The organism is Nonomuraea fastidiosa, assembly GCF_042751225.1.
GTDB lineage: Bacteria > Actinomycetota > Actinomycetes > Streptosporangiales > Streptosporangiaceae > Nonomuraea > Nonomuraea fastidiosa.
Window position 1 is genome coordinate 1,921,089 of sequence record NZ_CP170570.1, and the last position, 19,403, is coordinate 1,940,491.

Genomic DNA, 19,403 nt, shown 5'->3' on the forward strand with positions numbered 1-19,403 from the left:
ATCTAACAGTGCGGATTAACCCACTGCGGACCGTAGTTCATACCATGGAGGGGCATCCTCACTACTGGCGTTTCAGCGCCTGTCACATATAGACCGACAAAGGAGGGACGGCACACTCCCTCGTGCCGAGACTTCGATGGCACCTACCCAGGAACTCGTGACGGCCGCGCTGTCCACCGTCATCGACCCCGAGATCCGTCGCCCCATCACGGACCTCGACATGGTCAAGAACGTCGATATCGCTCCCGACGGGGCGGTGCGCGTCGGCATCTACCTCACCGTGGCCGGCTGTCCGATGAAGGACACCATCAGCCGCGACGTCACCGCCGCCGTCTCCAAGGTCGAGGGTGTCACCGCCGTGCAGATCGAGCTCGACGTGATGAGCGCCGAGCAGCGCAAGAGCCTGCAGACCAAGCTCAGGGGCGACCGCGGGCCGGAGAAGGAGATCCCGTTCAACCAGCCGGGCTCGCTGACCCGCGTCTTCGCGGTGGCGAGCGGCAAGGGCGGGGTCGGCAAGTCGTCGGTCACGGTCAACCTCGCCGCCGCCATGGCGTCCAACGGCCTCAAGGTCGGCATCGTCGACGCCGACATCTACGGCCACAGCGTCCCCCGCATGCTGGGCGCCTCCGAGCGGCCCACCAAGGTCGAAGACATGATCATGCCGCCGGTGGCCCACGACATCAAGGTCATCTCGGTCGGCATGTTCAAGCCGCCGGGCAACACCCCCGTCGTCTGGCGCGGCCCCATGCTCGACCGGGCGCTGCACCAGTTCCTCGCCGACGTCTACTGGGGCGACCTCGACGTGCTCCTGCTCGACCTGCCGCCCGGCACCGGCGACATCGCCATCTCCGTCGCCCAGCGGCTGCCGTCGGCCGAGATCCTCGTCGTCACCACGCCCCAGATGGCCGCCGCCGAGGTCGCCGAGCGGGCCGGCTCCATCGCGGCCCAGACCCACCAGCAGATCGCCGGCGTCATCGAGAACATGGCGTGGCTGCCCTGCCCCCACTGCGACGAGCGCATCGCGGTCTTCGGCGAGGGCGGCGGCCAGACCGTCGCCGACGCGCTCACCCGCACGCTCGGCGCCCGCGTGCCGCTGCTCGGCCAGGTGCCCATCGACATGCGGCTGCGCGAGGGCGGCGACGAGGGCAAGCCGCTCGTGCTCACCGACCCCGACTCGCCGGCCGCCGCCGAACTGCGCTCGATCGCGGCCGGGCTGAGCAAGCGCTCCACCAGCCTCAAGGGCATGCAGCTCGGCCTCTCGCCTCGCCGCTGACCTTTTGCTGCGGGCCCGCTCCTTCACTTGGGGGCGGGCCCATTGCTTTGCAGGTCAGGTGGCCTCGGAGTCGTACGGGGGAATCTCACCGAAGCCGAGCTCATCGACCACCGGCTCCGGCGTGTACGTCGCCGCGACCGGCTCCAGCTCCTTCGGCTTGCCCGCGTTGTTCCAGTCGTCCTCTAGGTCGTCGAGGAGATGCTTGCGTACGAAGTTGCGCGGGTTGAGGTCGGCGGGGTCGAAGTTCTGAAACTCGGGGCCAAGCCCGGCACGCAGGTCCTCGCGCGCGTTGTTGGCCATCCGGCGCAGGTTGCGCAGGGTCCGGCCCGCTTGCGCGGCGGCCTGCGGCAATTTGTCGGGACCGAAGACGAGGAGCGCGATCACGATCAGCGCTCCGACCTCCATCCACCCGAGTCCGAACACCGTGAGCTCCTACCGCAGTCCAACCTCTCCGAGGACAACCCCGGCCTATCCACAGACTAAGGGCTTCCAGCCGTGACTGAGTCGTCCCCCCTAGGACAAACCACCCACGCCCCTATGGCAACACCCGGCCGCGAAGACGACCGATCTCGGGGTCACGGTCCACGGACGCCGTCCGCGATGCGGCACACAGCCCAGGCGGGGGTCGCAGCACGCGTCCAGGCCGCGTTGCAGCACGCAGTCCAGGCCGCGTTGCAGCACGCAGTCCAGGCCGCGTTGCAGCACGCAGTCCAGGCCGCGTTGCAGCACGCAGTCCAGGTCGGTTGCGGCACCAGGCCAGACCACGTTGCGGCACCAGACCAGGCAGGCGGGCGGGCCGTTGATCGGCCCCCGTTAGCCTCTGACAGTGCCCTAGGGCTCAAGGCCGGCCAGTAGCCGAAGGGCGCCAGCGGGCTTCAGGGCCGGTCGCAGACGCCTCCTCACCGACACCTCCGCCCTTCGCGGCCACCGACACCGACGCCCTCCCGCTCCGCAGGCCCACCACACCAGCACCGCCGCTCATCGCGGCCACCCACACCGGCACCGCCACCCATCGCAGCCACCCACACCGACGCCCTCCCGCTCCGCAGGCCCACCACACCAGCACCGCCACCCATCGCGGCCACCCACACCGACGCCCTCCCGCTCAGCGGACCCACCACACCAGCACCGCCACCCTCTGGGCCCCGCTCCGTGAGTGCCCACGGCGGCGCCGCCGCCCCGACACCCCACACACGAACGGCGAGACAGCGACCAGACCGCCCCCTCCTCACGGCACGGCGCAGCCAGGAGGCAAGAGCGCACGCAAGCGGCGCAACAGAGGTCGAAGGTCCTTCCCACTCTCACGCGCCGACACCGCAGGGCTGGAGGTGGGCGCGACGGCGGCCGCACCTCACCCTCACGCGACCAGCGCACACGCCAGAGGCAGCCGGGGCACACGCCAGAGGCAGCCGGGGCACACGCCAGAGGCGGCCGGGGCGGCGTTAGGACGAGCCCAAGAGGCTGGGGCCGTCTTCGCCTCCGGACCTCCCCACGCCCCACAGCCTCAGATGGGCGCCGGCATGCGATGGAGCGGAGGTCTGGGCGTCCACCCCTCCCACTTACCACCGCTCAGGCCGAAGATGCTGAGAGCGCACGTATGCGGCGCACGGAGGCCTAGGCGTTACACCCCTCGCGCCTACCACCCCACCCTGGCCCGAAGGCGGCGAGGCGGCGAAGCGGATTCTCAGCCCGCACCCACCGCCCGCAAGCTCGGAGGCGCGTGTGAGTGGCGGGATGCGGGTGGTTTCCGGGTCCGCGCCTAAAACGCCTCACCCGGCCACCCATGCGTCCGGGGTGGCCGGGTGAGGCGGTCAGTCGATCCGGGTCAGGAGGGTGACGGGGCGGGGCCGTCTTCGGCCACCACGGTCAGGGTGGCGGTGCGGGCCTGGCCGTCACGCTGATACTTGATCTTGATCTGCGAGCCCGGCTCCTTGCTGCGGATCAGGGCGATCAGCTCGTTGCTGTCCTGCAAGGCCAGCCCGTCGATCTCCAGGATCACGTCACCGGGCTTGAGGCCGGCCTTGTCGGCGGGGCCGCCGGGCGTGACCGGCTGCTGACCGGCGGCGGGCTCGGTAGCGATCTTGACGCCCTGCCCCCTGAAGTCCTTCTCCAGAACGACGCCGATCTTGGGCCGCTTGGCCCGCCCGGTGGTGATCAGCTCTTCGGCGACCCGCCGCGTCTGGTTGACGGGGATCGCGAAGCCGAGGCCGATGCTGCCGCTCTGGCTGGTCAGCGAACGGCCGAGCGTGGCGATCGCGGAGTTGACGCCGACGACCTCGCCCTTGCCGTTCACCAGCGGACCGCCGGAGTTGCCGGGGTTGATGGCGGCGTCGGTCTGGATGGCGCTGATGTACGCCGGCTCCTCGTTGGTGCCGGACTCGTCACCGGCGATGACCGGCCGGTTGAGCGAGCTGACGATGCCGGTGGTGACGGTGCCGGTCAGGCCGAGCGGCGAGCCGATGGCGATGACCGGGTCGCCGACGACCACCTGGTCGGAGTTGCCGAGCGTGATCTCCGGCGTGCCGAACGTCTCCTCAGGCTTGATCACCGCCAGGTCGGAGCCCGGGTCGCGGCCGACGATGCGGCCGGTGGTGGTCTTGCGGTTGTTGAACATGATCCGGATCTCGCCGCCCTGCGCGGCCAGCGAGACGACGTGGTTGTTGGTGACCACGTAGCCGTTCTTGATCACGAAGCCGGAGCCGGACGCGCCCTCGGTGTTGCTGCCGTTGCCGACCTCCAGCGAGACCACGCTGGGCAGCACCCGAGCGGCGACGCCGGCGACGGAGTCGGGCGCGCGGTTGGTGGCTCCGGTGGGCAGCGGGCCGAGGCTGTAGGAGGGGTCGATGGCGTTGCTGCTCGGCCGGGTCAGCAGGTACGTGCCGACGCTGCCGAGCATCGAGGCCACCAGCGCGATCACCACGGCCATCGCGATCAAGAACCCGGTGCGCGGCCCCCGCTGCACGGCGGCGGCCTCCCTTCCGGGTGGGGGCGGACCCCAGCCGGGGCCCATGCCCATGGCCTGGCGCGGTGGCGGCGGCTGAGGTGGCCCGTAGGAGCCGGGGGCCCCGCCGAAACCGGGGTGTTCGCCGGACGATCCGATCGGCGGGCCGTCGTAGGCGCGGGCACCCCCGTCGGGCGGTCCGAAGAACGGGCTCTCGTACGCACGCGTGTCGCCATTGGGCGGCGCGAAGGACGGCTCAGTGGAGCCGGGCGGCGCGAAGGACGGCTCGGTGGATCCGGGCGGCGCGAAGGACGGCTCAGCCGGGCCTGGAGGACCGAAGGAGGGCCCGGTCGAGCCGGGCGGGCCGAAGGAGGGGCCCGAGGGTCCCTGCGAGCTGCCCGAGGGGCCCGGCGGGCTGAAGGAGGGGCCGTCGTAGGCGCGGGTCTCGGCGTCGGGACGACCGTAGGAGTGATCGTGGGAACCGTCAGGCGGGCCGAACGACGGCGCACCGTACTGCGGCCCGGTGCCCTGCTGCGCCCCAGGCCCGGGCCCAGGCCCGCCGTACGGTGACCGGTCGGCCGAGGCGTCGTACGGCCGCGGCTCGTACGGCGGCGAGCCGGAGCCCCCGGAGCGGCCGGACGGGTCGCCCCACGAGGAGCCGAAGGAGGCGGGCGGCTCCGACCGCTGCTCGGACCTGTCGTCCGCGGGCAGGAAGTCCGGCCGCCCCTGTGGCTCGGGGGAGTCCGACGGTGTGCGCCCTTCCGGGGACCGCGTCTCGTCGGTCATCTAGATCTCACCACTCCTTGGCTCGGCCACCGCAAATGCTGGCTTTTGCGGCATACGAGTGATCTAAAGCTTTTGTCAGGACTTGCCTGTGACAATTCCCGAACCCAGATCGTATGCCCGCTCTGCCGCCGACTACGCCAACCGAATGTCCGCCGGCATCAACGTGGTGACCCCGAGGTCAAGGTGTGGCGTTGGATGAGGCGTTCGTAGGCGTAGTACGGGCCTGCTGCTGGAACAGTTCAACCGGAGGAGCGGGATTGTTCTGCCCGATTCCGCTCGCGGCGAAGAAGGTGCCGAGCGCCACGGCCGCCGAAACCACGCCGACCGCCACGTACGTGGAACGCCGCCGGCTACCACCGCGGCCAGGTCCCGAAGCCCCGCCACTGCCGTCGCGCCGCGGACGGTTGTCGAGGGGGGCGATCGTGTGCGGCCCGGGGATGGGCACTCCCCCGAACGTACGGGTTGGAAAAGGGCGTTCCCGCGGCGGCAACGGGCCGCCGGGCTCCGCCATGCGAAGCAGGGACATCGTCAGGTCGGCCGGCATCGCCGGCATCTCAAGCGAGCGCAGGCGGGACTTCAGCGCCCTTACCGACTCGACTTCACGACGACAGTCAGCACAGAAAGTCAGATGAGCCAGCGCGCGTTCGCGCTCGGTGTGGCTCAGCTCTCCATCGACAAGCGCGGAAGCGCGTTCTCCCAAATGAGCCATGTCAGATCTCCTCCCCACGGATCACGGTCGGGGGGAGTTGAGTATTACGGGGGGCTCGGTGATCGAGAGCCTCCCGCAACTGCGCCCGGCCACGGTGGATACGGCTTCGGACCGTACCCAGCTTGACGCCGAGCGTGGCCGCGATCTCCTCGTAAGAAAGGCCCTCGATGTCACACAGCACGATCGCGGCCCGGAACTCGGGGGCGAGCGCGTCGAGGGCGTCTTGGATGTCGGGCTCCAGGTGGGCGTCGTCGAACGCCTGAGCCGGGGACGGCTCACGACCGCGCAGCCGCTCAGCGGCGTCGTCGGCGAGCCCCTCGAACCTGATGCGCTGCTTGCGCCGCGCCATGTCGAGGAACAGGTTGGTCGTGATCCGGTGCAGCCACCCCTCGAACGTGCCCGGGGTGTAACTCGACAGCGACCTGAAGACCCGGACGAAGACCTCCTGCGTCAGGTCTTCGGCGTCATGGACATTGCCGGTCAGCCGGTATGCCAGCCGATACACGCGCGCGGAGTGCGTCCGCACCACTTCCTCCCAGGTGGGAGGCGTCCACTCGGACGACACCGGAGTATCGGTCTGGTGGTCGCTCTCGTCCACCAGAACTCCTCTCTCTGGGACCACCGCTACCGCCATAGTGCCTGGTTTCGTCCCTTCGTGCGCACTGCCTGCCTTCCGGACCGGCAAAGCCCGTTTAAACCTGCAACGCCTCGATGCCCTCTTGAGTTCCCGTCCCGGCGTGTCTCCCCTAGGCTGCGATCGGTGCCAATCACGCGTATACCTCGCGACCTATCGCATGAAAGTGGGGGAGGAGGCCGATGACCACTCCGGTGGAGGCCACTCTGGCCTATGCGGAGCAGTTCCATCACGAGGATGAGATCTTGCACGCGGCGCGGCAGCGCGGGCTGGAGATGGGTGCCACACCCATCCTTCCCGGCGGCGGCGCCGCCCTGTGCTTCCTGGCGACCGTCATCAACGCCAAGTCGGTCGTCGAGATCGGCACGGGCTGCGGCGTGTCGGGGCTGTGGCTGCTGCGCGGCATGCGTTCTGACGGCACATTGACGAGCGTGGACGTCGAGCCCGAGCACCAGCGGCTGGCCCGTCAGGCGTTCACAGAGGCCGGGTTCTCCGGCAGCAGGGTGCGGCTCATCTCAGGACGCGCGCTGGACGTGCTGCCGCGATTGTCCGACGGCGGGTACGACATGGTCTTCGCCGACGGCGCCAAGCAGGAGTACGCCGACTATCTGGCCGAGGCCGTGCGCCTGCTGCGGGTGGGCGGCATCGTGGCCTTCGACAACATGTTGTGGCACAACCGCGTGGCCGACCCGGCGCAGCGCGACACCGACACGGTGGCGCTGCGCGAGGTCGGCAAGCTCGTGCAGTCGGACGAGCGGCTGCGCTCGGTGCTCATGCCGCTCGGCGACGGCCTGCTGGCCGCCGTGAAGATCTCCGACTGATCCAGGACTGCAAGCTCCGGCTGACCCGCCGGCCCAGGCGAACCGCCTCAAGGGGCCGGCGGCCGGCCTCCGCTCCCGAGCGCGGCGCCCGTCGGGCCTTCGCCCCCGGGCGCGGCGCCCGCCGGCCCGGTGAGCCCGGCCGGCGGGTGGTGCCCGTCAGCTCTTGGTGAGCCACTCCAGCAGCACGCGTACGCCGAAGCCGGTCGCGCCCTTGGTGAGGGTGCCCTCGTCGGCCGTGCTGCGCCCCACGCCCGCGATGTCGAGGTGCGCCCACGGCCGCTTGCCCGCGAACTCCCGCAGGAACAGCGCCGCCGTGATCGACCCGCCGCCGAACTTGTTGCCGGACTCGACGTTGGCGAGGTCGGCGATCTGCGAGTCCAGCGCGGGCCGGTAGTCCTCGACCAGCGGCATCCGCCACAGCCGGTCGTCGGCCGCCTGCCCCGCCGCCACGAGCCGCTCGGCGAGCTCGTCGTCGGAGGAGTAGACGGCGCCGTAGGCGCGGCCGAGCGCGACCGTGATGGCGCCGGTGAGCGTGGCGATGTCGACCACCGCGTCGGGGTCGAGCACGGCGTCGGCGTACGCCAGCGCGTCGGCCAGCACCAGCCGGCCTTCGGCGTCGGTGTTGAGCACCTCGACCGTGCGGCCGCCGTAGTGGGTGATCACGTCGCTGGGCCGCTGCGCGGTGCCCGACGGCATGTTCTCGGCGGCGGCGACCAGGCCGGTGACGCGTACGGGGGCCTTGAGCGCGGCCAGCGCCTTCAGCACGGCGATGACGACCGCACCGCCCGCCATATCGGTCTTCTGGGTCTTCATGTTGTCGGTCGGCTTGAGCGACAGCCCGCCCGAGTCGAACGTGATGCCCTTGCCGACCAGCACGACGTGCCGGGTGGCCGGCTCGTCGGGGGTGTAGGAGAGCTTGATGAGCCTCGGAGGGCTGGCCGAGCCCTGGCCGACGGCGAGGATGCCGCCGAAGCCGTCGGCCCGCAGCCGCTCCTCGTCCCACACCTCGACGGGCAGGCCGGTCTCCTGAGCCCGCTCGGCGAGCCAGGCGGGGTTCTTCACCGACGACGGCGTGTTGGCCAGGTCGCGAGCGAAGGCCACGGCCTGCGCGACGGTCTCCGCGCGCCGTACCTGGCCCTCGTCCGCCCCTGCGAACACGAGCGACCGCACCGGCTCCTTGCCCGGCTTGCCGATCTTGAAGGTGTACGCCGCCAGCAGCGCCGCCTCCGCGAACGGTGAGAGGTCGTCCGCGGACGGCGGCACCACGGTCAGCGTCTCCCTGCCCTTGACCTTCCTGGTCAGCGCGGCGGCGGCCGTGCGCAGGTCGCGCGGTGAGCCGTCGCCGACGCCGTACAGCAGGACCCGGCCCACGCCGCCGGACCGCGCGACCGGCACCTCGACGATCTCGCCTGCCTCGCCCTTGGCGTTGTAGTGCGCGAGCAGGTCCGCGGCCGGAAGCGGCAGCTCGACGGACGGGCTGAGATCGGAGTCGTAGGGGACGGCCAGCAGTTCGGCGTCGCCTGGAACCTCGGTGACCACCGAAGCAGTGGTCTCAATGGGCACGGAACCTCTCCTCAAACGTGAGCGACCCTGGCGTCGTGGCCACGCCAGGGTCGTAGAACAAGGGTCTTCCTCCGGGGAGCGCTCAGCCGACGACGTTCTTCAACGCCTCACCGAGCGCCTTGGCCTCGTCGGCGGAGATCTCCACGACGAGCCGGCCGCCACCCTCCAGAGGGACTCGCATGACAATGCCGCGCCCTTCCTTGGTGACCTCGAGCGGACCATCGCCGGTCCGCGGCTTCATCGCCGCCATGCGTGTATCCCTTCCTGCCTTGGGCTCCCGCGGCCCGCGATTTCCGACCACCCCGGGAGGGTGGCCGGCGCATTCACGTCTTCTGTGATGTCCTATTCTCCCGCATCGAGAGCGCTCATGGGTAACGATCTCCTCCCAGAATGCGTTGTCGAGCCAGGCGATGGCGTCCAAACTGGACTTCGTGCACGCTCGCGCCGCTCTGTTCGACCTCTACGGAGATCACCTGCGTTCCCGCGGCGGGCAGGCCACCATAGCCGCCCTCGTACGTCTCATGAAACCCCTGGAAATCGCGGCTCCCGCGGTGCGTACGGCGGTGTCGCGGATGGTGCGTCAGGGATGGCTGAGACCGGTGAGGCTGCCGCAGGGAGCGGGCTACGGGCTGACCCCGAAGTGCGTCAGACGGCTTGATGAGGCCGCGCTGAGAATTTACCGAGCTGGAACCCTCACCTGGCACGGACGCTGGCACGTCATCGTCTTCGAGCCGGTGAAGGAGCGGCAGCGCAGGGAGCGGCTCAGGGCGGATCTGACCTTCCTGGGGTACGCGTCGCTGTCGGAGACGACGTGGATCGGCCCGCGCTCCTCGATCGAGCTGGACAACCTGCTGGAGAGCGAAGGAGTGCGGGCCGACAGGTTCGACGCGGCGCTCGAAGGCGATCCGCGCGAGCTGGTGGCCAGGGCATGGGATCTCGACGCCATCGGCGAGGCGTACGAGCACTGGCTGGCCGAGGCTGTCACGCTGATCAGCACGCTGCCAGAAGAGGCGCCGCCCGATCAGGTGTTCGCCACCCGCAGCAGGCTCGTGCACGGGTGGCGCAACTTCCTGTTCCGCGACCCCGGCCTGCCGCCCGAGCTGCTGCCGCCGGGCTGGCCGGGCGAGAAGGCGAGGGCCTTCTTCGAGCAGGAGGCCGCCAGGCTGCTGCCCGCGGCCGCCGCGTTCGTCGACAGGGAGTTGATGTGATCCGCTACGACGTGGCCGACGCCGTCGCCACCATCACGCTCGACCGGCCGGAGGCGATGAACTCGCTGACCGTCGAGGCCAAGCAGGCGCTGCACGACGCGCTGCGCAAGGCCGCGCACGACCGCGCGGTCAGGGCGGTGCTGCTGACCGGCTCGGGCCGGGCCTTCTGCGCGGGCCAGGACCTGCGCGAGCACGCCGACAACCTGGAGTCGGGGCGCGGCCTGGCCAACACCGTGCGCCTGCACTACAACCCGATCATCGAGCTGATCAGCACGATGCCGAAGCCGGTGGTGGCCGCCGTCAACGGCGTGGCCGCGGGCGCGGGCGCGTCGCTGGCCTTCGCCTGCGACCTGCGGGTGGCCTCGGAGCGGGCGAAGTTCGCGCTGGCGTTCGCCGGGATCGGGCTCGCGCCGGACTCGGGCGCGTCGTGGACGTTGCAGCGCCTGGTCGGGCATGGCCGCGCCGCCGAGCTGATGCTGCTGGGCGAGGCGATCGACGCCGCCCGCGCGCTCGAGCTGGGCCTGGTCAACCGCGTGGTGCCCGCCGACGACGTCATGAAGGCCGCGACGGACCTCGCCGCACGCCTCGCGCAGGGACCCACGCTGGCGTACGCGGCCACGAAGCGGGCGCTCGCCTACGCCGCCACGCACGCCCTCGCCGACTCGCTCGCCCTGGAGGCCGACCTGCAGGACCAGTGCGCCGCCACCCAGGACCACCGCAACGCCACACGCGCCTTCCTCGCCAAGGAGCAGCCGACGTTCAGCGGAGAGTGACCGGCCGGTACGGGTGCACCTCGGCGGGGCCGGCGGTCACCTGCCCGACGGGGCCAGGGTGGCCGTGGAGACGCGTATGGGCCGCCGGCGGGCGGGATCACACCGGCGACGGCACAGCGGGCGCCTTCGAGCCCGTCACGGCTCCAAGCGCAGCCACGCCGTCGCGCTCACCACCTACGCGCGACGCAGTCCGCGAGGTGGTCGTTGACCAGCCCGATCGCCTGCATGAGCGCGTAGGCGGTGGTCGGGCCGACGAACACGAACCCGTGCCGCTTCAGCTCCTTGGCCAGCGCCTTCGAGCCTGGCGTGGCGGCCGGCACGTCGGCCATGGTGCGCGGCGCGGGCCTGTCGGGCTCGGCGTACCGCCACACCAGCTCCGACAGGCCGCCGGGCAGGTCGAGCGCGGCCCTGGCGTTGGTGATGGCGGCCTCGATCTTGGCGCGGTTGCGTACGATGCCCGCGTCGCCGAGCAGCCGCTCGACGTCCTTGCCCGTGTACGCGGCCACCTTCGGGATCGAGAAGCCGTCGAAGGCGGCGCGGAAGTTCTCCCGCTTGCGCAGGATCGTCAGCCACGACAGGCCCGACTGGAACGCCTCGAGCGACACCCGCTCGAAGACCGCGTCATCGCCCTTGAGCGGGCGGCCCCACTCCTTGTCGTGGTACTCGAGGTACATCGGGTCGGACAGACCGGCCCATGCGCAGCGGATCGGCTCGGTCACTTGCCCTGATCATCCTCCTGGCCGTTGAGCCCGGCCCGCACGGACGCATCGCGCTCCGGCTCGCCGTCCTTCTCCTCGGCCTTGTCGCCAGCATTGTCGCCAGCCTTCTCGCCAGCCTTCTCGTCGGCCTTCTCGTCGGCCTTCGCCTGTGCCGCCTCGGTCGTGTCGGTCGTGTCGGCGGCCTGATCGCCGGCCTCGCCGCCGGCCTCCGTCTCACCGACGGGCTCGCCCGGAGCCTCCGCCCGGGCGTCCGCCTGATGCTGAGTCTGAACGCCGGGCACCCGCCACTCCGGGTCCTCAGGCGGGCTGGTCAGCCGGGCCCCGCCGTCCCACGACACCGAGGCGCCGCTGGAGGTCACCGGGTCGCCCGACTCCGGCAGCTCCCGGGACACGGCAGGGGCCTCGGGTGCGTGCTCGGTGCGCGGCCCGGCGCCCGGCGCGGCGTAGCTCTCCTGCCGCGCGTACAGCCGGTTGGACAGCAGCTCGGAGACCCGCTGCTCCAGCACCGCGATGCGGTTGTCGCGCGCGCTGATCGCCCCCGCGGCCCTGCGCAGCGTCTCGTCGACGCTCTGCGTGTGGTAGCCGACCAGGTTGACCGGCAGGTGGATGGCCATGACGTCGGCCGCCGTGAGCTGCCCGGCCTCCGGCAGGTCGAGCGAGGGCACGTCGGGCGGGAACTCGGTCAGCTCACCGCCCTTGCCCAGGGAGACCAGGACCACGCAGACCAGGATGGCGATGGCGGCGATGGCGAGTATGACCAGCACATGGGCATCGTACTCATTGCATCGGGGCACGAGGTCCCGCACATGCCGCAACCGGTACGTCACCGGGCGGCGCGGACACCGGTCAGCCGGACGCCTCGCCCAGCTCGGCGACGCTCGGTCTGACCGGCTGCGCACGCCCTTCGAGGTGCGCGAACGCCTCCTCGACCGTCGTGGTCCACGAGATGGCGTCGAACACGTCGGGACGGGTGAAGCCCTCGTCGTACATGCGCTCGACCAGCGCCTTGAGCGGGTCGTACAGGCCGAAGGGGTCGAGCAGCACCAGCGGGCGGTCGTGGATGCCGAGCACCCGGGCGCTCCAGATCTCGAACAGCTCCTCCAGCGTCCCGATGCCGCCGGGCAGCACGAGGAACGCGTCGGAGCGTGCGTCCATGACGCCCTTGCGCTCGCGCATGCCGTCGGTGACGATCAGCTCGTCCGATTCCTCGTCCGCCACCTCCATGTCCATCAGGACCTGGGGGATCACGCCGATCGTCCGGCCGCCTGCGGCGCGGGCGGCCGCGGTGACGGCGCCCATGCAGGACACGGAGCCGCCGCCGCTGACCAGCGTGTGGCCCCGCCGGGCCAGCTCGGTGCCGACACGGGCGGCCAGCTCGATGTATTTGGCGTGGATGGTCTGGCTGGAGGCGCAGTAGACACAGATGTTCACGCCGCCGAGCCTATTGAGGCTCCGCGTGCTGCGCCGCGGCGGCCGCGATCTCCTCCTCACGCTGCCGGGAGCGGGCCCGGTCGGACTCGACGATGATGCGCACGGCCTCGTCGGGGTCGTCGGTGACGGTGATCAGGTCGAGGTCCTGGGCGGCGATCTTGCCGGTGCCGAGCAGCTGGCTCTTGATCCAGTCGATCAGCCCGCCCCAGAACTCGCTGCCGAGCAGCACGACGGGGAACGAGGTGACCTTCTGGGTCTGCACCAGCGTGAGCGCCTCGAACAGCTCGTCCAGCGTGCCGAAGCCGCCGGGCAGCGTGATGAAGCCGCAGGAGTACTTGACGAACATCGTCTTGCGGACGAAGAAGTAGCGGAACTCGATGCCGAGATCGACGTAGTCGTTCATGCGCTGCTCGAACGGCAGCTCGATGCCGAGCCCCACCGAGATCGCGCCGTCGACCTCGCTCGCGCCCCGGTTGGCCGACTCCATGACGCCGGGCCCGCCGCCGGTGATCACCGCGTAACCGGCCTCGGCGAGCTTGCGGCCGAGCGCACGGCCCAGCGCGTAGTCGGTCGAGTCGGGGGACGTACGGGCCGAGCCGAAGACGGTCACGGCCGGAGGAAGCTCGGCGAGCTGGCCGAAGCCCTCCACGAACTCGGCCTGGATGCGCAGGACCCGCCACGGGTCCATGTGCACCCAGTCGGTCGGCCCCTGGGGGGCGAGCAGCCGCTGGTCGTGGGTGGAGCGGGGGACGAGGCTGCCGCGCACGAAAGCCTGGCCCTGTCGGCGTTCTCGACGGATCTTTTCCATGCGGATCACGCTAGCCCTTCTCGTGCGTGGCCGGTCCGAGCTCGGCCTCCTCGCCGCCCCTGCGCGTCTCCAGCATGCGTGCCGGGGACGAAACCGCAGGTGGCGGAGGTGGGAAGGCGTTCTGAAAAAACTTGTAAGAAGCAGGGAACCAGATTTCGGCCCGCCCGCGTCTAATCGGCGAGGGTGCTGCTCGGGACTGAAAGTGGTCTTCCCCGCCAAATGGCCGGCGAGGAAGGCCACTTTCACGTGAGGGGCCCGTTGGAAGAGTCCCGGTGGCCGTGTCAGGCGGACAGCCAGTCGAGCATCGCGCGCTCGCTTTCCACGATCTTCTGCAGCGACACGTACTCGCCCTGCTGGTGCGCGAGGTTGGGGTCGCCAGGGCCGTAGTTGACGGCCGGCACGCCGAGCGCGGAGAAGCGGGCGACGTCGGTCCAGCCCAGCTTGGCGCGCGGCTCGCCGCCGACCGCCGCCGTTAACGCCGCCGCCACCGGGTGCGTCAGCCCCGGCCGCGCCGCGGGTGCCGCGTCCACGATGTTCACCGCGAAGCCGTCGAAGACCTCGCGTACGTGCTGCTCGGCCTCCTTGATCGACAGGTCGGGCGCGAAGCGGTAGTTGACGCTCACCACGCACAGGTCGGGGATGACGTTGCCGGCCACGCCGCCGCGTACGCCCACCGCGTTGAGCCCCTCGTGGTATTCGAGCCCGTCGACCACCGGCCGGCGCGGCTCGTACGCGTTGAGCCTGGCCAGCACCGGCTCGATGCCGTGGATGGCGTTGACCCCGAACCACGAGCGCGCGCTGTGCGCCCGCTTGCCGGTCACCATGACCTCGGCGCGCAGCGTGCCCTGGCAGCCGCCCTCGATGACGCCGTCGGTGGGCTCCATCAGCACCGCGAAGTCGGCGGCCAGCCAGTCGGCGTGCTCACGCGCGACCCTGCCGAGCCCGTTGCGCTCGGCCTCGACCTCCTCGCAGTCGTAGAAGACGTAGGTGACGTCGCGGTTGGGCGCGGGCAGGGTGGCGGCGAGCTTGAGCGCGACGGCCACGCCCGCCTTCATGTCGGTGGTGCCGCAGCCGTAGAGCAGGTCGCCCTCGACCCTGCTGGGCAGGTTGCCGGCGACGGGGACGGTGTCGAGGTGTCCCGCGATCAGCACGCGCTCGGAGCGCCCCAGCTCGGTGCGGGCCACGACCGTCTCGCCCGACCGGGTCACCTTGAGGTGCGGCAGCGCGGCGAGCGCTCGCTCGACCTCGTCGGCCAGCGCCTTCTCGCCGCCGCTGACGGACTCGATGTCCACGATCGCGGCGGTCAGGTCGCGTACGTCCTGGGTCAGGTCAAGCATCAGGTGTTCACTCCGTGTTCGCGCAGCACATCGTTGAGCGCCGCCTTGTCGTGCCTGCTCCCCGGCTCCAGGCGCTTGAGCACCAGCACGCACGGCAGGCCGAACGTGCCTCCGGGGAACTCTTTCTGCCGCGTGCCGCCCACCGCCACGCACCACGGCGGGATCACGCCGCGGGACAGCTCCTCACCGGTCTCGACGTCGATCACCGGCATCGACGCGGACAGGATCGTTCCCGCGCCGACGACCGCGCCCTCGCCGACCCTGGCGCCCTCGACGATCATCGCCCGGCTGCCGATCAGCGCGCCGTCCTCGATGACCACCGGCACCGCGTTCGGCGGCTCCAGCACGCCGCCGATGCCGACGCCGCCCGACAGGTGCACGTTCTTGCCGATCTGGGCGCAGGAGCCGACCGTGGCCCAGGTGTCGACCATCGTGCCCTCGTCGACGTACGCGCCGATGTTGGTGAACGACGGCATGAGCACCACGCCGGGCGCGATGTACGCGCCCCACCGCGCGATCGCGCCGGGCACCACGCGCACGCCCTCGAGCGAGCTCTTCAGCGGCACCCTGTCGTGGTGGTGGAAGTCGCCGACCTGCGAGCGCGTCATGCCGAGCACCTTGAAACCGAGCAGGATCGCGCGCTTGGCCCGCTCGTCCACCACGACCTCGCCGTCCACGAGCCTCGCGACCCTGGCCTCGCCCCGGTCGAGCAGGTCGATCGCGCTCACCACGAGGTGCCGGGCCTCGGCGTCGGCGGGCGACAGCTCGGCCCTGCGCTCCCAGAGCTCGTCCACCGCGGCGGGCAGCGGAGACGTCGTGCGCACGTTGCTCATGCCCTGGGAGCTTATCCGGCCGGGTAGGTTTTCCTGCGTGCGCCCGCGCTTCTCCCGTGCAGTCATCACCATCGCGATCATCGTTGCCGTGCTCGCCGTCGGCGTGTCCGTGGGCCTGTACCACCTGCTGAAGCGGACGCCCCGCCTCGCGGTGCAGGAGGAGCCGTTCTGCGTGGTCAAGACGCCTGAGGGGGTGCTGACGCTCTCCCCCGAGCAGGCGCAGATCTCCGCGACCATCGCGGCCGTGGCGGCGCGGCGGCGGCTGCCCGAGCGTGCCGTGGTCATCGCGTACGGCACCGCGCTGCAGGAGTCGAAGCTGCTCAACCTCGACTACGGCGACCGCGACTCGGTGGGCGTGTTCCAGCAGCGGCCCTCGCAGGGCTGGGGCACGAAGAAGCAGCTCCAGGACCCGGTCTACGCCACCAACAAGTTCTTCGCCGCGCTGGTCAAGGTGAAGGACTACCACAAGATGCCGCTGGCGGACGCGGCGCAGGCGGTGCAGCGGTCGGCGGGCGGCTACGCGTACGCGCCGCACGAGGGCGATGCGAAGATCCTCGCCGCCGCCTTCACCGGCCGGGTGCCGCGGGCCGTGGACTGCTGGTATCCGACCGACAAGACCCCCGCGCCGAAGCCGCGCACCGCCGCCGCGCGCAAACAGCTCGCCAGGGCCCTGGGCAGCACCGCGATCACCAGCAAGCGGCGCGGCTGGCTGGTGGCGGCCTGGTCGGTGGCCCACGCCGAGAAGTACGCGATCACCCGCGTCGGCTACAACGGCGCCACCTGGCTCAACGACATCGAGGCCGACGGCTGGCAGGACGGCGGCACGGCCGGTACCCGCCGCGTCGAGCTGTCGTGATGGTCGACACGCGCGGTCTGTCGTGACAGGTCAGGACGCGCACCCGCCTGTCGTGACAGGTCGGGGCGCGCGCCCTGTTCCGGGCGTGTTCGGAGTGATCAGGAGGCCCGAGCCGTCCCGGGGGTCAGGACGCGCGGCGGACGATCGAGATCGAGCCGGGCGGCAGCGGCTGGGCGTAGGCGGCGGTCCACGCGCGGCCCTGGATGCGCTCGAAAGACAGCAGCCGCCCGTCGGAGGCGCGGTAGTCGGCGAAGTCGAGCAGCCCCCGGTCGGGGTTTCCGGTGTCGCCCTCGCTCCTGAACGCCGCCGTGCCCCGCTCGATGGGGTGGAACTCCACGCCCTCCATGATCAGCGAGCTCTTGGCGGGGACCATGCCCTGGGTCGGCACATCGTTCCAGAGCTGCACCTCAAGGTGCGGCGGGTCGCCGGGACGCACCTCGACGGAGAGCCACTGCAGCCGCCGCGAGCTGTCGCGCAGCAGGAACTCCACCCACTGCTGGCCCTGCCAGGAGATGTGCATGGCGCCGAGCACGCGCGCGGGCGACCCGTGCACCTCGATCCGGTCGCCGACCTGGATCGTGCGAGGGTCGGTGTAGTCGGTGCCGGCTCGACCAGGGACGCTCACCGGCGCCGCCAGCGGGGCCTCGACTGAGGCGACCTCGGCCGGTGCGGCGGCGCTTGAGCGGCCCTTTCTGTCCTGCCGCAGGGTGGCCCAGAAGGCGCCAAGCAGCAGCAAGACGGTGGCGATGCTCAGCCCGAGAACGACCATGGAGGTCACGCTCATCGATCAGCTCGCTCCACTCGCGGTCTGCCTCGGCATAAGCCCTTATCAATTTATGCGCGCGAACCCGGCTCCCGCCGGGCTTCGCCGGGTGATCCTACTGGAGGCGGCGCACCGCCGCAGCGATCCGCTCATCGGTGGCCGTGAGCGCCACCCGGATGTGCCGCTCACCTGCCGATCCGTAGAACTCACCGGGCGCGACCAAAATGCCGATTTCGGAAAGCTTGCCGACCTGGTCCCAGGCGCTCTGGCCGTTCGTGGCCCAGAAGTACAGCCCGGCCGTCGAGTGGTCGATGGTCCAGCCGGCCTTCTCCAGCGCGGGCCGCAGCAGCTCGCGGCGGGCGGCGTAGCGCTCGCGCTGCCGGTCGGCGTGCTCGTCGTCGCCGAACGCGACCGTCATGGCGGCCTGTACGGGCTTCGGCATCAGCATGCCGGCGTGCTTGCGGATCTCCAGCAGCCGCTTGACCAGGGCGGGGTCGCCGGTCACGAACCCGGCGCGGTAGCCGGCCAGGTTGGAGCGCTTGGAGAGCGAGTGGACGGCGAGCAGCCCCTCGTGGGAGCCGCCGCAGACGTCGGGGTGCAGGATCGAGACGGGCCGCTCCTCCCAGCCGAGCTCGATGTAGCACTCGTCGGAGGCCACGACGGCGCCGCGCTCGCGGGCCCAGTCGACGACCTTGCGCAGGTGCTCGGCGGGCAGCACCCGGCCCGTGGGGTTGCCCGGGGAGTTGACCCAGATGAGATCGACCCGCTCGGGACCGAGCGCGAGCGTGCTGTCGGAGGCGATGCCCGTGGCTCCGGCGAGCCTGGCGCCCACGTCGTAGGTGGGGTAGGCCAGCTCGGGGAAGACCACCTTGCGGGCGCCCAGGTAAGAGGGCAGCCACGCGACGAACTCCTTGGTGCCGATCACCGGCAGCACGTCGCGCTGGTCGACGGTCACGCCATGCCTGCGCTCCAGCCACCCGGCCGCGGCCTCGCGCAGCTCCTTGGTGCCGTGGGTGAGCGGATAGCCGGGGCTGTTCGCGGACGCGATGAGCGCGTCCTGGACGATCTGCGGCACGGGGTCGACGGGCGTGCCGACCGAGAGGTCGACGATGCCGTCAGGGTGTGCCAGCGCGCGCTGCTTGTACGGCTCCAGCCGATCCCAAGGGAAGTCAGGCAGGTTGTTCACGGTTCTCCAGGGTGTTGCGTCGCCGTACGAGGCGCGCGCGTACGGGGCGCATCCGGCCGGATGCGCCCGTGCACGACGAGGAAACGATCGTCAGTGACCCTCGCCCTGCGGCGGCAGGGCGGCCACGATCGGGTGGTCCTTTTCGATCTTGCCGACCTTCGAGGCGCCGCCGGGCGAGCCCAGGTCCTCGAAGAAGTCCACGTTCGCCTTGTAGAAGTCCTTCCACTGCTCGGGAAGGTCGTCCTCATAGAAAATCGCCTCGACGGGGCACACAGGCTCGCACGCGCCGCAGTCCACGCACTCGTCGGGGTGGATGTAAAGCATGCGCTCGCCCTCGTAGATGCAATCGACGGGGCACTCCTCGATGCACGCCTTGTCCAGGACGTCCACGCAAGGCTGCGCGATGACGTAGGTCACCTCGAGCTCCTTCTTCTCCGCACCATGGCATGACTCTGACCGCGGTTTGCTACGCCCTAGTATTGCCGTGCTTGCTCGCTGGCCGAAACGGAGGGGGGCAAACTCGTGGCCGGACGCCTCGTCGTCGCCATCACAAGTCACGATATAGGCGCCCGGATCACTACCAGAAGGCGCGTGCCCGGCGGGTTTCGTGACGCGGTGGGCATCCTCGTGTCGTGGTCGGACGGGATTCTCAAGGTCCGCAAAAGGGATGGCACGGTGGTGGAGATCCCCGAGGAGACGCTGGTGGCAGCCAAGGTCGTACCGGCCGCGCCTCCTCGACCTGGGAGGATGTAGCGGTAAGTA

21 protein-coding genes are annotated in these 19,403 nt (G+C 70.8%); 6 read left to right on the plus strand and 15 right to left on the minus strand.

Annotated elements, in window-relative coordinates:
- Positions 1 to 136 precede the first annotated feature (136 nt).
- Positions 137 to 1,273 (plus strand): Mrp/NBP35 family ATP-binding protein, encoded by a 1,137-nt coding sequence (locus ACFMQL_RS08635; protein WP_364069010.1) that lies wholly within the window; start codon positions 137 to 139, stop codon positions 1,271 to 1,273.
- Between the two features lie 54 nt (positions 1,274 to 1,327).
- On the opposite strand, the gene ACFMQL_RS08640 is transcribed toward ACFMQL_RS08635, so the two are convergent.
- The 4 genes from ACFMQL_RS08640 to sigE form a co-directional block, all read right to left on the minus strand.
- Positions 1,328 to 1,696, minus strand: a complete 369-nt coding sequence (locus ACFMQL_RS08640; protein WP_378785171.1) for a sec-independent translocase — start codon at positions 1,694 to 1,696, stop codon at positions 1,328 to 1,330.
- A 1,402-nt stretch (positions 1,697 to 3,098) separates the two neighbouring features.
- Positions 3,099 to 5,000 carry a trypsin-like peptidase domain-containing protein gene (locus ACFMQL_RS08645; RefSeq protein WP_378785172.1) on the minus strand — a complete coding sequence of 634 codons (1,902 nt, stop codon included), beginning with the start codon at positions 4,998 to 5,000 and terminating at the stop codon, positions 3,099 to 3,101.
- Positions 5,001 to 5,178: 178 nt separating this feature from the next.
- Entirely contained in the window at positions 5,179 to 5,709 is a 531-nt protein-coding gene (locus ACFMQL_RS08650) for a zf-HC2 domain-containing protein (protein ID WP_364069004.1), read from the minus strand.
- A gap of 1 nt (position 5,710) precedes the next feature.
- A complete protein-coding gene (gene sigE / locus ACFMQL_RS08655; RefSeq protein WP_364069002.1) occupies positions 5,711 to 6,343 on the minus strand; it encodes an RNA polymerase sigma factor SigE in 633 nt (210 codons plus the stop codon).
- 182 nt (positions 6,344 to 6,525) lie between these two features.
- Here sigE and ACFMQL_RS08660 point away from each other — a divergent pair, with 182 nt between their 5' ends.
- Positions 6,526 to 7,164: an O-methyltransferase gene (locus tag ACFMQL_RS08660; protein ID WP_364069000.1), complete on the plus strand. Its 639-nt coding sequence runs from the start codon at positions 6,526 to 6,528 to the stop codon at positions 7,162 to 7,164.
- A gap of 156 nt (positions 7,165 to 7,320) precedes the next feature.
- Here the strand turns inward: ACFMQL_RS08660 and ACFMQL_RS08665 are convergent, their stop codons facing one another.
- The gene (locus ACFMQL_RS08665; RefSeq protein WP_364068998.1) at positions 7,321 to 8,727 is read right to left on the minus strand and encodes a leucyl aminopeptidase; all 1,407 of its coding nucleotides are present in this window, start codon (positions 8,725 to 8,727) and stop codon (positions 7,321 to 7,323) included.
- Between the two features lie 82 nt (positions 8,728 to 8,809).
- Positions 8,810 to 8,977: a DUF3117 domain-containing protein gene (locus ACFMQL_RS08670; RefSeq protein ID WP_020545024.1), complete on the minus strand. Its 168-nt coding sequence runs from the start codon at positions 8,975 to 8,977 to the stop codon at positions 8,810 to 8,812.
- Positions 8,978 to 9,137: 160 nt separating this feature from the next.
- On the opposite strand from ACFMQL_RS08670, the gene ACFMQL_RS08675 reads away from it, so the two are divergent.
- Positions 9,138 to 9,935 (plus strand): PaaX family transcriptional regulator C-terminal domain-containing protein, encoded by a 798-nt coding sequence (locus ACFMQL_RS08675; RefSeq protein ID WP_378785174.1) that lies wholly within the window; start codon positions 9,138 to 9,140, stop codon positions 9,933 to 9,935.
- On the plus strand, positions 9,932 to 10,708 hold the full coding sequence (locus ACFMQL_RS08680) for an enoyl-CoA hydratase-related protein (protein WP_378785175.1): 777 nt from the start codon (positions 9,932 to 9,934) through the stop codon (positions 10,706 to 10,708). The genes ACFMQL_RS08675 and ACFMQL_RS08680 overlap by 4 nt, the downstream gene beginning before the upstream one ends.
- 167 nt (positions 10,709 to 10,875) lie before the next feature.
- Here ACFMQL_RS08680 and ACFMQL_RS08685 read toward each other — a convergent pair whose 3' ends face one another.
- The 6 genes from ACFMQL_RS08685 to ACFMQL_RS08710 all read right to left on the minus strand — a co-directional run bounded on the left by ACFMQL_RS08685 (position 10,876) and on the right by ACFMQL_RS08710 (position 15,836).
- Positions 10,876 to 11,427 (minus strand): DNA-3-methyladenine glycosylase I, encoded by a 552-nt coding sequence (locus ACFMQL_RS08685; RefSeq protein ID WP_364068992.1) that lies wholly within the window; start codon positions 11,425 to 11,427, stop codon positions 10,876 to 10,878.
- Entirely contained in the window at positions 11,424 to 12,191 is a 768-nt protein-coding gene (locus ACFMQL_RS08690; RefSeq protein ID WP_378785176.1) for a hypothetical protein, read from the minus strand. The genes ACFMQL_RS08685 and ACFMQL_RS08690 overlap by 4 nt, the downstream gene beginning before the upstream one ends.
- Before the next feature lie 82 nt (positions 12,192 to 12,273).
- Positions 12,274 to 12,858, minus strand: a complete 585-nt coding sequence (locus ACFMQL_RS08695; RefSeq protein ID WP_364068988.1) for a TIGR00730 family Rossman fold protein — start codon at positions 12,856 to 12,858, stop codon at positions 12,274 to 12,276.
- 10 nt (positions 12,859 to 12,868) lie between these two features.
- Positions 12,869 to 13,666 carry a TIGR00730 family Rossman fold protein gene (locus tag ACFMQL_RS08700; RefSeq protein ID WP_364068986.1) on the minus strand — a complete coding sequence of 266 codons (798 nt, stop codon included), beginning with the start codon at positions 13,664 to 13,666 and terminating at the stop codon, positions 12,869 to 12,871.
- A gap of 281 nt (positions 13,667 to 13,947) precedes the next feature.
- Positions 13,948 to 15,003 (minus strand): succinyl-diaminopimelate desuccinylase, encoded by a 1,056-nt coding sequence (dapE, locus tag ACFMQL_RS08705; protein WP_378785178.1) that lies wholly within the window; start codon positions 15,001 to 15,003, stop codon positions 13,948 to 13,950.
- Complete coding sequence (locus ACFMQL_RS08710) at positions 15,003 to 15,836, minus strand: 2,3,4,5-tetrahydropyridine-2,6-dicarboxylate N-succinyltransferase (protein ID WP_364068982.1); 834 nt, start codon at positions 15,834 to 15,836, stop codon at positions 15,003 to 15,005. The genes dapE and ACFMQL_RS08710 overlap by 1 nt, the downstream gene beginning before the upstream one ends.
- A gap of 37 nt (positions 15,837 to 15,873) precedes the next feature.
- On the opposite strand from ACFMQL_RS08710, the gene ACFMQL_RS08715 reads away from it, so the two are divergent.
- Positions 15,874 to 16,692, plus strand: coding sequence for a hypothetical protein (locus ACFMQL_RS08715; protein WP_364068980.1), 819 nt, complete (start codon positions 15,874 to 15,876; stop codon positions 16,690 to 16,692).
- Between the two features lie 124 nt (positions 16,693 to 16,816).
- On the opposite strand, the gene ACFMQL_RS08720 is transcribed toward ACFMQL_RS08715, so the two are convergent.
- The 3 genes from ACFMQL_RS08720 to fdxA form a co-directional block, all read right to left on the minus strand.
- On the minus strand, positions 16,817 to 17,476 hold the full coding sequence (locus ACFMQL_RS08720; protein ID WP_364068978.1) for a DUF4178 domain-containing protein: 660 nt from the start codon (positions 17,474 to 17,476) through the stop codon (positions 16,817 to 16,819).
- A 94-nt stretch (positions 17,477 to 17,570) separates the two neighbouring features.
- Positions 17,571 to 18,641, minus strand: coding sequence for a succinyldiaminopimelate transaminase (gene dapC / locus ACFMQL_RS08725; protein WP_364068976.1), 1,071 nt, complete (start codon positions 18,639 to 18,641; stop codon positions 17,571 to 17,573).
- 90 nt (positions 18,642 to 18,731) lie between these two features.
- Positions 18,732 to 19,058, minus strand: coding sequence for a ferredoxin (fdxA, locus tag ACFMQL_RS08730; protein ID WP_364068974.1), 327 nt, complete (start codon positions 19,056 to 19,058; stop codon positions 18,732 to 18,734).
- A gap of 174 nt (positions 19,059 to 19,232) precedes the next feature.
- Here fdxA and ACFMQL_RS08735 point away from each other — a divergent pair, with 174 nt between their 5' ends.
- Positions 19,233 to 19,394 carry a hypothetical protein gene (locus ACFMQL_RS08735; RefSeq protein ID WP_378785181.1) on the plus strand — a complete coding sequence of 54 codons (162 nt, stop codon included), beginning with the start codon at positions 19,233 to 19,235 and terminating at the stop codon, positions 19,392 to 19,394.
- Positions 19,395 to 19,403: the final 9 nt, after the last annotated feature.

Coding starts and splice junctions, on each gene's coding strand:
- ACFMQL_RS08635 (WP_364069010.1), top strand. CDS start 137: ATGGCACCTACCCAGGAACTCGTGACGGCCGCGCTGTCCACCGTCATC.
- ACFMQL_RS08645 (WP_378785172.1), bottom strand. CDS start 5,000: ATGACCGACGAGACGCGGTCCCCGGAAGGGCGCACACCGTCGGACTCC.
- ACFMQL_RS08650 (WP_364069004.1), bottom strand. CDS start 5,709: ATGGCTCATTTGGGAGAACGCGCTTCCGCGCTTGTCGATGGAGAGCTG.
- sigE (WP_364069002.1), bottom strand. CDS start 6,343: ATGGCGGTAGCGGTGGTCCCAGAGAGAGGAGTTCTGGTGGACGAGAGC.
- ACFMQL_RS08660 (WP_364069000.1), top strand. CDS start 6,526: ATGACCACTCCGGTGGAGGCCACTCTGGCCTATGCGGAGCAGTTCCAT.
- ACFMQL_RS08670 (WP_020545024.1), bottom strand. CDS start 8,977: ATGGCGGCGATGAAGCCGCGGACCGGCGATGGTCCGCTCGAGGTCACC.
- ACFMQL_RS08675 (WP_378785174.1), top strand. CDS start 9,138: ATGGCGTCCAAACTGGACTTCGTGCACGCTCGCGCCGCTCTGTTCGAC.
- ACFMQL_RS08700 (WP_364068986.1), bottom strand. CDS start 13,666: ATGGAAAAGATCCGTCGAGAACGCCGACAGGGCCAGGCTTTCGTGCGC.
- dapE (WP_378785178.1), bottom strand. CDS start 15,003: ATGCTTGACCTGACCCAGGACGTACGCGACCTGACCGCCGCGATCGTG.
- ACFMQL_RS08710 (WP_364068982.1), bottom strand. CDS start 15,836: ATGAGCAACGTGCGCACGACGTCTCCGCTGCCCGCCGCGGTGGACGAG.
- ACFMQL_RS08720 (WP_364068978.1), bottom strand. CDS start 17,476: ATGAGCGTGACCTCCATGGTCGTTCTCGGGCTGAGCATCGCCACCGTC.